Annotated in this window: 11 protein-coding genes; 8 read left to right on the forward strand and 3 right to left on the reverse strand. The window is 71.2% G+C overall.

The features are described 5' to 3' along the window. Positions 1-110 precede the first annotated feature (110 nt). The 3 genes from B079_RS0107520 to holA all read left to right on the forward strand — a co-directional run bounded on the left by B079_RS0107520 (position 111) and on the right by holA (position 2,401). Positions 111-992: a YceI family protein gene (locus tag B079_RS0107520; protein WP_026248448.1), complete on the forward strand. Its 882-nt coding sequence runs from the start codon at positions 111-113 to the stop codon at positions 990-992. A gap of 52 nt (positions 993-1,044) precedes the next feature. Then, positions 1,045-1,287: a hypothetical protein gene (locus B079_RS0107525; protein ID WP_037801408.1), complete on the forward strand. Its 243-nt coding sequence runs from the start codon at positions 1,045-1,047 to the stop codon at positions 1,285-1,287. A 124-nt stretch (positions 1,288-1,411) separates the two neighbouring features. Then, positions 1,412-2,401 (forward strand): DNA polymerase III subunit delta, encoded by a 990-nt coding sequence (gene holA, locus B079_RS0107530; protein WP_026248449.1) that lies wholly within the window; start codon positions 1,412-1,414, stop codon positions 2,399-2,401. Between the two features lie 247 nt (positions 2,402-2,648). On the opposite strand, the gene rpsT is transcribed toward holA, so the two are convergent. Next, the gene (gene rpsT, locus B079_RS0107535) at positions 2,649-2,915 is read right to left on the reverse strand and encodes a 30S ribosomal protein S20 (RefSeq protein WP_018545167.1); all 267 of its coding nucleotides are present in this window, start codon (positions 2,913-2,915) and stop codon (positions 2,649-2,651) included. A 227-nt stretch (positions 2,916-3,142) separates the two neighbouring features. On the opposite strand from rpsT, the gene lepA reads away from it, so the two are divergent. From lepA to B079_RS0107560, 5 genes are all read left to right on the forward strand, one after another. Then, entirely contained in the window at positions 3,143-5,017 is a 1,875-nt protein-coding gene (gene lepA, locus B079_RS0107540) for a translation elongation factor 4 (RefSeq protein WP_026248450.1), read from the forward strand. Positions 5,018-5,339: 322 nt separating this feature from the next. Next, positions 5,340-7,214 (forward strand): AMP-dependent synthetase/ligase, encoded by a 1,875-nt coding sequence (locus B079_RS0107545; RefSeq protein ID WP_018545169.1) that lies wholly within the window; start codon positions 5,340-5,342, stop codon positions 7,212-7,214. Between the two features lie 221 nt (positions 7,215-7,435). After that, entirely contained in the window at positions 7,436-9,304 is a 1,869-nt protein-coding gene (locus B079_RS0107550; RefSeq protein WP_018545170.1) for a SpoIIE family protein phosphatase, read from the forward strand. Positions 9,305-9,369: 65 nt separating this feature from the next. After that, the gene (hemW, locus tag B079_RS0107555) at positions 9,370-10,602 is read left to right on the forward strand and encodes a radical SAM family heme chaperone HemW (protein WP_026248451.1); all 1,233 of its coding nucleotides are present in this window, start codon (positions 9,370-9,372) and stop codon (positions 10,600-10,602) included. Positions 10,603-10,706: 104 nt separating this feature from the next. Then, positions 10,707-11,297, forward strand: coding sequence for a Uma2 family endonuclease (locus tag B079_RS0107560; protein ID WP_018545172.1), 591 nt, complete (start codon positions 10,707-10,709; stop codon positions 11,295-11,297). Here the strand turns inward: B079_RS0107560 and B079_RS0107565 are convergent. Then, on the reverse strand, positions 11,275-12,087 hold the full coding sequence (locus B079_RS0107565; RefSeq protein WP_018545173.1) for a DUF3097 domain-containing protein: 813 nt from the start codon (positions 12,085-12,087) through the stop codon (positions 11,275-11,277). The genes B079_RS0107560 and B079_RS0107565 overlap by 23 nt on opposite strands. 34 nt (positions 12,088-12,121) lie before the next feature. Continuing rightward, the gene (locus tag B079_RS0107570) at positions 12,122-12,844 is read right to left on the reverse strand and encodes an MBL fold metallo-hydrolase (RefSeq protein WP_018545174.1); all 723 of its coding nucleotides are present in this window, start codon (positions 12,842-12,844) and stop codon (positions 12,122-12,124) included. Between the last annotated feature and the right edge of the window lie 113 nt (positions 12,845-12,957).

Genomic DNA, 12,957 nt, shown 5'->3' on the forward strand with positions numbered 1-12,957 from the left:
CGCTTGGGCTGGATTGCCGTGATGTGGGCCCGTGTTGCTCGAAAGCCGCATCAGGTGATCGAATGAATCTTCGGCAACATATGATGTCGAGGCGTACAGAGGTGTCGTACATGTTCGGCCGGTGGCTGGAAAAACGAACGAACCGGTTCCACCGGACGAGTCCCCTGGCGGCGGTCCGGACCCCGGCCGACGCGGGTGTGCTGAGCTGCCGGGTGCTCGATCCGGTCTACGAGCCGGTGGGCAACGCGGACTTGACGGTCGTCGACAGCGTCGGCCGCAAGGTGGTCAGCGGGGGCACCGATCCCTACGGGCTGTTCATGGCCACGGTCCCGGCGGGGGAGTACCGGCTCTCGGTCGCGGCCGAGGGGTACGCGCCCTACCGCGCGACCGCGATGGTCGGCCAGAACTCCCTCGCCTCGCTGGGCGATGTGACCCTCCAGGTCGCTCAGCCCCCGGAGCCCCCGGCGCGCGGCGACTGGGAGATCGACCCCGCGCACTCCTCCATCGCCTTCACCGCGCGGCACATCGGACTGGCCCGGATCCACGGGCGGTTCAACTCCTTCGCGGGCGCGGTCCGCATCGCCGACCGCATGGAGAACTCCGCGATGCACGTGGTGATCGACGCCGCGGCCATCGACACGGGCGTCCGGATGCGCGACGACCACCTGCGCTCCGCGGACTTCCTGGACGTGCAGCGGTATCCGACGCTGGAGTTCTACAGCGAGCGCTTCGCCCATCGCGGCGGCAACCGCTGGGCCGTCACCGGCGCCCTCTCCCTCCACGGCGTGACCCGCACGGTCACCCTCGACGCCGAATACCTCGGCCTCGGCACCGGCATGGAGGGCGAACCCCGAGCCGCCTGCCGCGCGACCACCGAACTCCACCGCGACGACTACACCATCAGCTGGCAGACGATGCTGGCCCGAGGCATCGCGGTGGTGGGCCGCAGCATCCGCGTGGACCTGGACATACAGATCGTGCCCAAGGCATGAGGAGCCGGGGGCGAGACGTCGGCCCTTCCGGAGCGTGCCGGAGAATGTCCCGGTGAGCGATGTGAGACACGTGCTGGTGCTGCCCGACCGGGATGCCGCCGAGGAGGCGGCCGAGGCGCTGGGGGAGCGGTTCGGGATCGACGAGGAGCCCCGGCTCGTACGGGACGCCCTGGCGGGGGAGGACGACGCCGAGGACGCCCAGTGGCTGGTGGTGCGGGACGAGGCGGGGCGGCTCGACCCCGCCGAGCTGGACGCCTTCGCGGGGGAGTGGGACGGCTGGCGCGAGGAGCCGTGAGCCTGAGCACGTCTGCTTCGTGACCCCGAATTGGTGCCCCTTACAGCGTCTCGGGGTCGGTTCGGGGGCCGGTCAGGGTGTGCGGGCCGGTTCGTTGTCGGTGGTGCGTGGGATGCTGTGAGTGATGGCAAGAAAGACTGCGAATGACGACCCTCTCGCCCCGGTGACGCTCGCCGTGGGCCAGGAGGACCTCCTGCTCGACCGTGCCGTGCGGGAGGTGGTGGCCGCCGCCAGAGCCGCCGACGCCGACACGGACGTACGCGACCTCACCCCGGACCAGCTGCAGCCCGGCACCCTCGCCGAGCTGACCAGCCCCTCGCTCTTCGCCGAGCGCAAAGTCGTGGTCGTACGCAACGCGCAGGACTTGTCCGCCGACACGATCAAGGACGTGAAGGCGTACCTGGGATCGCCCGCGGAGGAGATCACCCTCGTGCTGCTGCACGCGGGCGGCGCCAAGGGCAAGGGGCTGCTCGACGCCGCGCGCAAGGTGGGCGCGCGGGAGGTGGCCTGTCCGAAGATGACCAAGCCCGCCGACCGGCTGGCGTTCGTGAGAGGGGAGTTCAGGGGGTTCGGGCGGGCGGCCACGCCGGAGGCGTGCCAGGCGCTCGTGGACGCGATCGGCAGCGATCTGCGCGAGCTGGCCTCCGCGGTGGCCCAGCTCGTGGCGGACGTCGAGGGCACGATCGACGAGGCGGTCGTCGGCCGGTACTACACCGGCCGCGCGGAGGCGTCGAGCTTCACCGTCGCCGACAAGGCGGTCGAGGGACGGACCGCCGAGGCGCTGGAGGCGTTGCGGTGGTCGCTCTCCACCGGCGTGGCCCCCGTGATGATCACCAGCGCGCTCGCCCAGGGCGTGCGGGCGATCGGCAAGCTGTCCTCGGCGCGTGGCGGCCGTCCCGCCGACCTCGCCCGTGAACTGGGGATGCCCCCCTGGAAGATCGACCGCGTCCGGCAGCAGATGCGCGGCTGGACCCCGGACGGCGTCGCCGAGGCCCTGCGCGCGGTGGCCGAGGCCGACGCGGGAGTGAAGGGCGGCGGCGACGACCCGGAGTACGCCCTGGAGAAGGCGGTCGTCATCATCGCCCGAGCGGCCCGCTCCCGAGGCCGTGCGTGACGTACCGCCGTCGGCCGTGCTGAACCGGCCCTGAGTCTCGACCGGCCCTGAGTCCCGGGGCCGGGCACCGGGCATGCCGAAGGCCCCGGTCACCCCCCTCGGAAGGGAGGCGGCGGGGCCTTCGGATCAAGCTGCTGAAGCCACACCCGCGTGGCGAACGCAGGCCGCGTGTGGCTTCGGAAAGGCCGGTCGGGGACGGATGAGAGAGGGCCCGCCCGGGTCCTACCGGCGTTCAGATCAGGAGGTGTCAGCCCTTGAGGTCGGAGACCTTGGCGGCCAGCGCCGACTTCTTGTTGGCGGCCTGGTTCTTGTGGATGACGCCCTTCGAGACGGCCTTGTCGAGCTGACGCGCGGCAGCGCGCTGGTACTCGGTGGCCTTCTCGACGTCACCCGCGGCAGCGGCCTCACGGGCCTTGCGGATCGCGGTCTTCAGGGAGGACTTGACGGCCTTGTTGCGCAGCCGGGCCTTCTCGTTGGTCTTGATCCGCTTGATCTGGGACTTGATGTTCGCCACGAAGGAGCCTTTTCAGGTTCAGGCACGGGACCGCTCGGGCCCCGGACCGGTGATCCAAGGATTTTCAGTACGTGCCTCGCGCTGAGAGGGCATGAGGCACAGCCATCAACAGTACCAGTGGCCGTCTCGGCGGCCCAAAACGCCCCCCGGTCGCTCCCCGTGGGACCATGGAGACTACGTATCGATCCGACCCGAGGCATAAGGCGCCTCAAGAGACAGGACCCTGCGTGCCCGCGACCCCTAACCATGTGCCCGAGCCGAGCCGTACCGACCCGGCTCTGATCCGCAACTTCTGCATCATCGCGCACATCGACCACGGCAAGTCCACGCTCGCCGACCGGATGCTCCAGCTGACCGGTGTGGTCGAGCAGCGGCAGATGCGTGCTCAGTACCTCGACCGGATGGACATCGAGCGCGAGCGCGGCATCACGATCAAGTCCCAGGCGGTGCGTCTGCCCTGGGCCCCCACCGAGGGCCCCGACCAGGGCGCGACGCACATCCTCAACATGATCGACACCCCGGGGCACGTCGACTTCACCTATGAGGTCTCGCGGTCGCTGGCCGCCTGCGAGGGGACCATCCTCCTCGTCGACGCCGCCCAGGGCATCGAGGCGCAGACCCTCGCCAATCTCTACCTGGCGATGGAGAACGACCTCACGATCATCCCCGTGCTCAACAAGATCGACCTTCCGGCCGCGCAGCCGGAGAAGTTCGCCGAGGAGCTGGCGAACCTGGTCGGCTGCGACCCCGACGACGTGCTCAAGGTCTCCGCGAAGACCGGCCTCGGCGTCGACGCGCTGCTGAACAAGGTCGTCAAGGAGATCCCGGCCCCGGTCGGCGTCAAGGACGCCCCCGCCCGCGCGATGATCTTCGACTCGGTCTACGACTCCTACCGGGGTGTCGTGACGTACGTCCGTGTCATCGACGGCCAGCTCAACAAGCGCGAGCGCATCAAGATGATGTCGACCGGCGCGACCCACGAGCTGCTGGAGATCGGCACCAACTCGCCCGAGATGCTTCCGGCCGACGGCCTGGGCGTCGGCGAGGTGGGCTATCTGATCACCGGTGTGAAGGACGTGCGCCAGTCCAAGGTCGGTGACACCGTCACCAGCCAGGTCAAGGGTGCGACCGAAGCGCTTGGCGGCTACAAGGACCCGAGGCCGATGGTGTTCTCGGGCCTGTACCCGCTGGACGGCTCGGACTACCCGGAGCTGCGCGAGGCCCTGGACAAGCTCCAGCTCAACGACGCCGCCCTGGTGTACGAGCCGGAGACCTCCGCCGCCCTCGGCTTCGGTTTCCGCGTCGGCTTCCTCGGCCTGCTGCACCTGGACGTGATCCGGGAGCGCCTGGAGCGCGAGTTCGGCCTCGACCTGATCGCCACCGCCCCCAACGTGGTCTACCGCGTGGTCATGGAGGACGGCAGCGAGCACACGGTGACCAACCCGAGCGAGTTCCCCGAGGGCAAGATCAGCGACGTGTACGAGCCGGTCGTGCGCGCCACGATCCTCGCGCCGTCCGAGTTCATCGGCTCGATCATGGAGCTGTGCCAGACCCGGCGCGGCACCCTGCTCGGCATGGACTACCTCTCCGAGGACCGCGTCGAGATCCGCTACACGCTGCCGCTCGCGGAGATCGTCTTCGACTTCTTCGACCAGCTGAAGTCCAAGACCCGCGGCTACGCCTCCCTGGACTACGAGCCCACCGGCGAGCAGGCGTCCAGCCTGGTCAAGGTGGACATCCTGCTGCACGGCGACAAGGTGGACGCCTTCTCTGCGGTCACCCACAAGGACCAGGCGTACGCCTACGGTGTCCGGCTCGTCGCCAAGCTGCGCGAGCTGATCCCCCGGCAGGCGTTCGAGGTGCCGATCCAGGCCGCCATCGGCTCGCGGGTCATCGCCCGCGAGACCATCCGCGCCATCCGCAAGGACGTCCTCGCCAAGTGCTACGGCGGTGACATCTCCCGTAAGCGGAAGCTGCTGGAGAAGCAGAAGGAAGGCAAGAAGCGGATGAAGATGGTGGGTTCCGTGGAGGTTCCGCAGGAAGCCTTCATCGCGGTGCTCTCCAGCGATGACAGCGCGGGTTCGGGCAAGGCCAAGAAGTAACCGCGCACGGCACCGGGCCGTACCCGCGATTCCGGGCACAAGGGGCTCGTCGCACACAAGTGCGGCGGGCCCCTGCGTGTGCGTCGGGTCGCTCTGCGTGGACGTTCCGTGCGGTCCTGTGGGGAAGTCGCAGGCCGCGTCCCCTTACGCGACGAGCGGTCGCGCCTTACCCTGATCCCTGCCCCATAGTTACTCGTGAGTTAAACAGCAGGCCAGTCAAACAACAGGCCGTACCCGTTCGCATTCCCCACGTGAGTCACCAGCCGCAGTCAAACCCAGCCGCACCGAGTCAGCCGCACCGTCGCGGGCCCCGGAGGATGTCGTGAGCGACACACAGACCCTGATCGAGAACCGACCGCCCTCCGTGGCGGCCCTCTTCCTGGAGCGCGTGGCGGCGACACCGGACGCCGAGGCGTACCGCTACCCCGTCCCGTCGGCCACGGGCGCCGGTCCGGACGAGTGGAAGTCGCTGACCTGGAGCCAGGCCGCCGAGCGGGTGTACGCCATCGCGGCCGGTCTCATCGAGCTGGGCATCGAGCCCGAGCAGCGCGTCGCGCTCGCCTCCTCCACCCGGGTCGAGTGGATCCTCGCGGACCTCGGCATCCTCTGCGCGGGCGGCGCCACCACGACCGTCTACCCGCAGACCAACTCCGACGAGTCGGCGTTCATCCTCTCCGACTCCGAGAGCCGGGTGCTGATCGCGGAGGACGCCGCCCAGGTCGCCAAGGCGGTGGAGCGCCGTGCCGAGCTGCCCGCGCTCACCAAGGTCGTCGTCATCGACCCCGAGGGCGCCGAGACCGGTGACTGGGTGATCACCCTGGCCGAGCTGGAGAAACGCGGCGCGGCCTATCTGGAGACGCACCCCGAGCTGATCAAGGAGCGCGTCGGCGCGATCACCGCCGACCAGCTCGCCACCCTGATCTACACCTCCGGCACCACCGGCCGTCCCAAGGGCGTACGCCTGCCGCACGACAACTGGTCGTACATGGCCAAGGCCATCGCGGCGACCGGGCTGTGCACCTCGGAGGACGTGCAGTACCTCTGGCTGCCGCTCGCCCACGTCTTCGGCAAGGTACTCACCTCGGGGCAGATCGAGGTCGGCCACGTCACCGCGGTCGACGGCCGCGTGGACAAGATCATCGAGAACCTGCCCGTGGTCCGGCCGACCTACATGGCCGCCGTGCCGCGCATCTTCGAGAAGGTCTACAACGGCGTGGCGGCCAAGGCCCGCGAGGGCGGCGCGGCCAAGTACAAGATCTTCCAGTGGGCCGCCGAGACCGCCCGTGAGTACGCCAAGGCGTCCCAGGACAGCTTCCGGCGCACCGGCACCGCCTCCGTGCCGTTCGCGCTCGCCGCCAAGCACAAGGTGGCCGACGCCCTCGTCTACGCCAAGATCCGCGAGGCGTTCGGCGGCCGGCTGCGCGCCTGTGTCTCCGGCGCCTCCGCGCTCGCCCCCGAGATCGGCTACTTCTTCTCCGGCGCCGGTATCCACATCCTGGAGGGCTACGGCCTCACCGAGACCTCCGCCGCCTCTTTCGTGAACCCGGGCGAGGCATACCGCACCGGCACGGTCGGCAAGCCGCTGCCCGGCTGCGAGGTACGCATCGCGGACGACGGCGAGATCCTGCTGCGCGGCCCCGGCGTCATGCAGGGCTACCACCAGCAGCCCGAGAAGACCGCCGAGGTCCTCGAGTCCGACGGCTGGTTCCACACCGGGGACATCGGCGAGCTGTCGGCCGACGGCTATCTGCGCATCACCGACCGCAAGAAGGACCTCATCAAGACCTCCGGCGGCAAGTACGTGGCGCCCGCCGAGGTCGAGGGCCAGTTCAAGGCGGTGTGCCCCTACGTCTCCAACATCCTGGTGCACGGAGCCGACCGGAACTACTGCACCGCCCTCATCGCCCTGGACGAGCCGACCATCCTCCAGTGGGCCGCCGACAACGGCCTGGAGGGCAAGTCGTACGCCGAGGTCGTCGCCGCGCCGCAGACCGTCGAGCTGGTCGACGGCTATGTGAAGCAGCTCAACGAGGGCCTGCAGCGCTGGCAGACGATCAAGAAGTTCCGGCTGCTGCCCCGCGACCTCGACGTGGAGCACGGCGAGATCACCCCGAGCCTGAAGCTGAAGCGGCCGGTGGTGGAGCGGGAGTACCGCGGGCTGATCGACGAGATGTACGCCGGGACGCGCGAGAACTGACCGGGAACGGACCGGGCCCCACCGGTCCGTACCTCCACAGCCGCACGCACACGCACCCGCGGAACGGGCGTGAACCCCCCGAAGAGGGGACTTCACGCCCGTCTGCGCTCGAAAGTGTTCGTCTTCTGGCACACCAGTAGCACAGTCACCCCGCACGATCGCTCACTTTGGTGACACCCCGCTCATGCGCGCCCCCTGTCTGTCACCCTGGCCGCATGGACATGGCGGCCATACCGACCCAGCGGGCGACCGACGCCCCCGTCGGTGACACGCCCGCGCACCCCGGCGCGAGCCCGCTCGCCGAGGGCCGGACCACCCTCGCCGGGAGCCTCGCCGCGCCCGGCTCCGCCCGCGCCCTGGTGCGCGGCGCCTTCACCGAGTGGGCGGCCCTCGGACTGACCGGACCGGACGGCGACACACGGCTGGCCGACGACGCGATGGCCGTCGTCAGCGAACTCGTCACCAACGCCGTCGTGCACGCGGGCACCGAGGTCGAGATCGCCTGGCGCCTCGAGGCGAACGGCGCGTTCACCGTGGAGGTCCACGACCACCACCCGGCGCGCGCCCCGCGCGACCCCTCCGAGCCCGACGCGCCCGAGATGCCCGAGCACGGGCGCGGGCTGCGCCTGGTCGCCACCCTCGCCGAGACCTGGGGCGTCACCTACCGCAGCGGTGGCAAGACCCTGTGGGCGCGGTTGCCGCCCGGCGGCGCGGAGGAACCCGAGGACCCCGCGCCGGTGCCCGCTCTGCACGCCGCCGAGGCCCTGGCACCCCAGCCGCAGCGCCCCGGCGGCGACCGGGACTGGCTGGGCCGGGGCGCGCTGTCCTTCCTCGCCGAGGCGTCCGACCTGCTCGCGGGCCAGCTCGACGAGAACCTGGTCGCCGCCCTCACCGGCCAGCTCCTGGTGCCCCGGCTCGCGGACTGGTGCGCGGTGTGGCTGGAGGACGAGGCGACCGTGCGCACCGGGTGCGGCTCCGGCCCGGTCCGGGTCTGGCACGCCCACGAGAGCCGCATCGAGGAACTGCACCGCGCCCTGGAGAAGGAGCCGCCGCGCCCCGACGGGGTGCGTTCGGGGCCGGAGCCGTACCCCTGGCCGGGCGGCGCGCTCGGTCCCGAGGGCACCCATGGCACCGCGCTCGCCTACCGGCTCATCGCGGGCGGGCGCCCGCTGGGCACCCTGGTGATCGGCCGCTGCGGGCTGCTCCGCTTCCCCGACGAGGTGACCGGGCTGGTCGAGGACCTGGGGCGCCGGGTGGCGCTGGCCATCGGCGCGGCCCGGCAGTACGCCCGCCAGGCCACCATCAGCGCCGTCCTCCAGCGCGGCCTGCTGCCCGGCGCGGTCGCGGAGATCCCGGGCGTGCGCAGCGCACTGGTCTACGAGCCGCGCGACAAGGGCGGCCCCAGCGGCGACTTCTACGACCTGTTCCCGGCGGGCGACGGCCGCTGGTGCTTCGCGGTGGGCGACGTCCAGGGCAAGGGCCCGGAGGCGGCGGTGGTGATCGGCCTGGCCCGGCCGTGGATCAGGCTGCTGGCCCGCGAGGGCTACCCGGTCGCGGGCGTCCTCGACCGTCTCAACCAGCTCCTCCTGGACGACGCCACCGAGGCCGCCGACGCCGCCGCCCGCGCGCTGGTCGCGGCGGGCGGCGGCCCCTTCGCGCCGGGAGAGGGCCCGCAGAGCCGTTTCCTCTCCCTGCTCTACGGCGAGCTGACCCCGCACGCGGACGGCGGCTTCCGCTGCGTCCTCGCCTCCGCCGGACACCCGCTGCCGCTGGTGCTCAGCCCCGGAGGCCGGGTGCGCAGCGCCGCCCGGCCGCAGACCCTGCTCGGCGTGGTGGAGGACGAGACCTACACCAGCGAGGCCGTCGAGCTGCGGCCCGGCGACAGCCTGCTGTGCGTCACCGACGGGGTGACCGAGCGCCGCTCCGGCACCCGCCAGTTCGACGACGAGGACGGGCTCGCGCACGCCCTGGCGAGCTGTGCGGGGCTGGACGCCGGGCGCATCGCGGAGCGCATCCACGACCTGGTGCTCGGCTTCGCCGACGACCTGCCGGACGACGACCTGGCGCTGCTGGTGCTCCAGGCGGAGTGAGGCCCGGCCGGGGTGCGCCGTCCCGAGGAGCCGGGCGTAGTCCTGAGTACGGGACAATGGAGGACATGCCTTCCGCACTCCCCGACGGCGAGCCCGTCCCCGACGACGGCGCGCTGCCCCCGGCCGCGCTCGCCGGCGCCGCCGAGCGGCCCCTCGGGTTCTATCTGCACGTTCCGTACTGCGCGACCCGCTGCGGCTACTGCGACTTCAACACCTACACCGCCACCGAGCTGCGCGGCACCGGCGGTGTGCTCGCCTCCCGGGACAACTACGCGGACACCCTCACCGACGAGGTCCGCCTGGCCCGCAAGGTGCTCGGCGACGACCCGCGCGAGGTCCGTACGGTCTTCGTCGGCGGCGGCACGCCGACCCTGCTGGCCGCCGGGGACCTGGTGCGGATGCTGGGCGCGATCCGCGACGAGTTCGGACTCGCGCCGGACGCGGAGATCACCACCGAGGCCAACCCGGAGACGATCACCCCGGCCTATCTCGCCGAGCTGCGCGTGGGCGGCTTCAACCGGATCTCCTTCGGCATGCAGAGCGCGAAGCCGCACGTCCTTCAGATCCTGGACCGCACGCACACCCCGGGCCGCCCCGAGGCATGCGTCGCGGAGGCCCGCGCGGCCGGGTTCGAGCACGTCAACCTCGACCTGATCTACGGCACGCCCGGCGAGTCCGACGACGACTGGCGCGCCTCCCTGGAAGCGGCCCTCGGCGCGGGCCCCGACCACGTCAGCGCCTACGCCCTGATCGTCGAGGAGGGCACCCAGCTCGCCCGCCGCATCCGCCGGGGCGAGGTCCCGATGACGGACGACGACGTCCACGCCGACCGCTACCTGATCGCCGAGGAGCTGCTCTCCGCGGCGGGCTTCGACTGGTACGAGGTCTCCAACTGGGCGACCTCCGAGGCGGGTCGTTGCCTCCACAACGAGCTGTACTGGCGCGGCGCCGACTGGTGGGGCGCTGGACCGGGCGCCCACAGCCACGTGGGCGGCGTCCGCTGGTGGAACGTGAAGCACCCGGGCGCGTACGCCGCTGCGCTGACTTCGGGCCGCTCTCCGGGGGCGGGCCGCGAACTCCTCTCGGAGGAGGACCGCCGCGTGGAGCGCATCCTGCTGGAGCTACGGCTGCGCGAGGGCGTCCCGCTGTCCCTCCTGAAGCCGGACGGCCTCGCGGCTTCCCGGCGGGCACTGGCGGATGGTCTGCTCGATCCCGGGCCGTACGACGAGGGGCGCGCCGTGCTGACGCTGCGGGGGCGGCTCCTTGCGGACGCGGTGGTGCGGGATCTGGTGGACTGATCACTCGGCGGAGTGAATCGGTGCGGATTGGTGATTCAGTCCCTAACCTGGTTCGTAGGCTGCCGCCCGTTAGCGCACGGTGGCGGAAACCGGAGGCTGCGGAGATGACCGCTGTGGAAGACCGACCGATGACCACCGACATCGTGAAGTATTTCGAGGACTTTGAATTTCCCGAGGGATTCAAAGTCGAGCTCCTCCGGGGGGAAATCGTGATGATGGCGGGGCCTGACGTGGCCCACAACGACATCGTGGAAGCGGTCATCGACCAGCTCCCTCGCCGACACTGGCGGCGGCTTCAGACTCAGGACATCGCCATCCTCGAAGAGGCGAGCCAGCCGCAGCCGGACCTCGTGGTGGTGGAACGAGGCTCAGGACCGGGCCATGGCAGGCTGATGCCGTCAGAGGTGATCACGATGCTCGTGGAAGTTGTCTCTAAGACGAGTGTGGAACGCGACTACGTGGTCAAGCGCTCGATCTACGCGGCGGGGAAGGTGCCCGCCTACTTCATCATCGACCCCGTCATGGGCCAGTGCACGCTGCTCACCGAGCCGACAGGCCGTGGAGAGTTCGCGGACTACCGGTGCCAGCGGCTGACGAAATTCGGCGACCTCACACCCTTGGAGCCGGTCGGTATCGAGCTGGACACCAGCGAATTCGCCACCTACGAGAATGTCAGGCCCCACCGCTACCCGTAACGAAATCGATCAGCTCCTCCACCCGCCCCAACAACGCCGGCTCCAGCTCCCGGTAAGACGTCACCTTCGCCAGGATCGCCTGCCAGACCGCACCGGTGTTGTCCGACGGCCACCCCAGCGCCCGGCACACGCCCGTCTTCCAGTCCTGGCCGTGGGGAACCCGGGGCCACGCGGGGATGCCGAGGGCGGACGGCTTCACCGCCTCCCAGATGTCGATGTACGGGTGGCCGACGACCAGGGCGTGGTCGCTCGTCACCGACTGGGCGATGCGCCACTCCTTCGTGCCGGGGAGGAGATGGTCCACCAGGACGCCGAGGCGGGCGTCGGGACCGGGGGAGAAGTCGGCCACGATCGAGGGCAGGTCGTCCACGCCCCCCAGGTACTCCACCACCACGCCCTCGACGCGCAGGTCGTCGCCCCAGACCTTCTCGACCAGTTCGGCGTCGTGGCGGCCTTCGACGTAGATGCGCCCGGCGCGGGCCACGCGGGCGCGGGCGCCGGGGACGGCCACGGAGCCGGAGGCGGTGCGGGTGGGGCGCAGCGGGGTGGTGGTGGGGCGTACGAGGGTCACCGCGCGCCCCTCCAGGAGGAAGCCGCGGGGCTCCAGGGGGAAGACGCGGTGCTTGCCGAAGCGGTCCTCCAGGGTCACCGTGCCCGCCTCGCAGCGGATCACCGCCCCGCAGAACCCGGTGCCGGGCTCCTCCACCACCAGGCCCGGCTCGGCGGCGACCTCCGGTACCGGCTGCGGCTTCTTCCAGGGGGCGGTCAGATCGGGGGAGTACTCGCGCATTCCCATGACGATAGGAGAACCCGTACCGCCCCCGTCACGACACGCCGAAACGGGCCGCCAGGGCGTCGCGTTGGCGCCGGACGAAGCCCGCGTCGACCACCGCTCCGTGACCGGGCACGTACAGCGCGTCCGGGCCGCCGAGGGCGAGCAGCCGGTCCAGGGCGGCGGGCCAGCGGGCGGGTACGGCGTCCGGGCCCGCCTGGGGCTCGCCGGACTCCTCGACCAGGTCGCCGCAGAAGACGATCTCCGGCGCGCCGGGCACCAGGACCGCGAGATCGTGCGCGGTGTGGCCGGGGCCGACGTTGGCGAGCAGCACCTGACGGCCGCCGCCGAGGTCGAGGGTCAGCTCGCCGGAGACGGGATGGAGCGGCACGGGCAACGCGGCCACGGCCTCGTCCGCCTCGGCCACCGGCAGACCCTGCTTGACCGCGTCCAGGCGCAGCTCCGCGCGCTCGTGCGCGAGCAGCGCGTCCATGCCGACCGCCGCGTACGTCTCGGCCCCGGGGAACGCGCCCGCGCCCAGCACATGATCGAAGTGCGGGTGGGTCAGCGCGAGATGGGTCACATCGTGGCCGGTCAGTTCCCGCACCGCCGCCCCCAGCCGGGCCCCCTCCGCGAGGCTCGACCCCGCCTCCACGAGCAGCGCCGTACCCGCCCCCACGACCAGCCCCGCCGTGCAGTCCCAGCCCGGCAGCCGGACCCGTCCGACGCCCTCGGCAAGTCGCTCCCACCCCAGGTCTTCCCAAGTCACGTTCATACCGGGACGCTAGCCGCAAGAAGCCGGTGCAGTACCGCTGACCTTGCCCGGGCGGTACCCCACGGCCGTACACTGGGCCGGGGAAGTCTGGCACTCGCACGAGCCGAGTGCCA

Origin of the sequence: Streptomyces sp. LaPpAH-108, assembly GCF_000373625.1 — a bacterium.
Lineage (GTDB): Bacteria > Actinomycetota > Actinomycetes > Streptomycetales > Streptomycetaceae > Streptomyces.

Coding starts and splice junctions, on each gene's coding strand:
- B079_RS0107520 (WP_026248448.1), top strand. CDS start 111: ATGTTCGGCCGGTGGCTGGAAAAACGAACGAACCGGTTCCACCGGACG.
- B079_RS0107570 (WP_018545174.1), bottom strand. CDS start 12,844: ATGAACGTGACTTGGGAAGACCTGGGGTGGGAGCGACTTGCCGAGGGC.
- hemW (WP_026248451.1), top strand. CDS start 9,370: ATGCCTTCCGCACTCCCCGACGGCGAGCCCGTCCCCGACGACGGCGCG.
- B079_RS0107550 (WP_018545170.1), top strand. CDS start 7,436: ATGGCGGCCATACCGACCCAGCGGGCGACCGACGCCCCCGTCGGTGAC.
- holA (WP_026248449.1), top strand. CDS start 1,412: ATGGCAAGAAAGACTGCGAATGACGACCCTCTCGCCCCGGTGACGCTC.
- B079_RS0107565 (WP_018545173.1), bottom strand. CDS start 12,087: ATGCGCGAGTACTCCCCCGATCTGACCGCCCCCTGGAAGAAGCCGCAG.
- B079_RS0107560 (WP_018545172.1), top strand. CDS start 10,707: ATGACCGCTGTGGAAGACCGACCGATGACCACCGACATCGTGAAGTAT.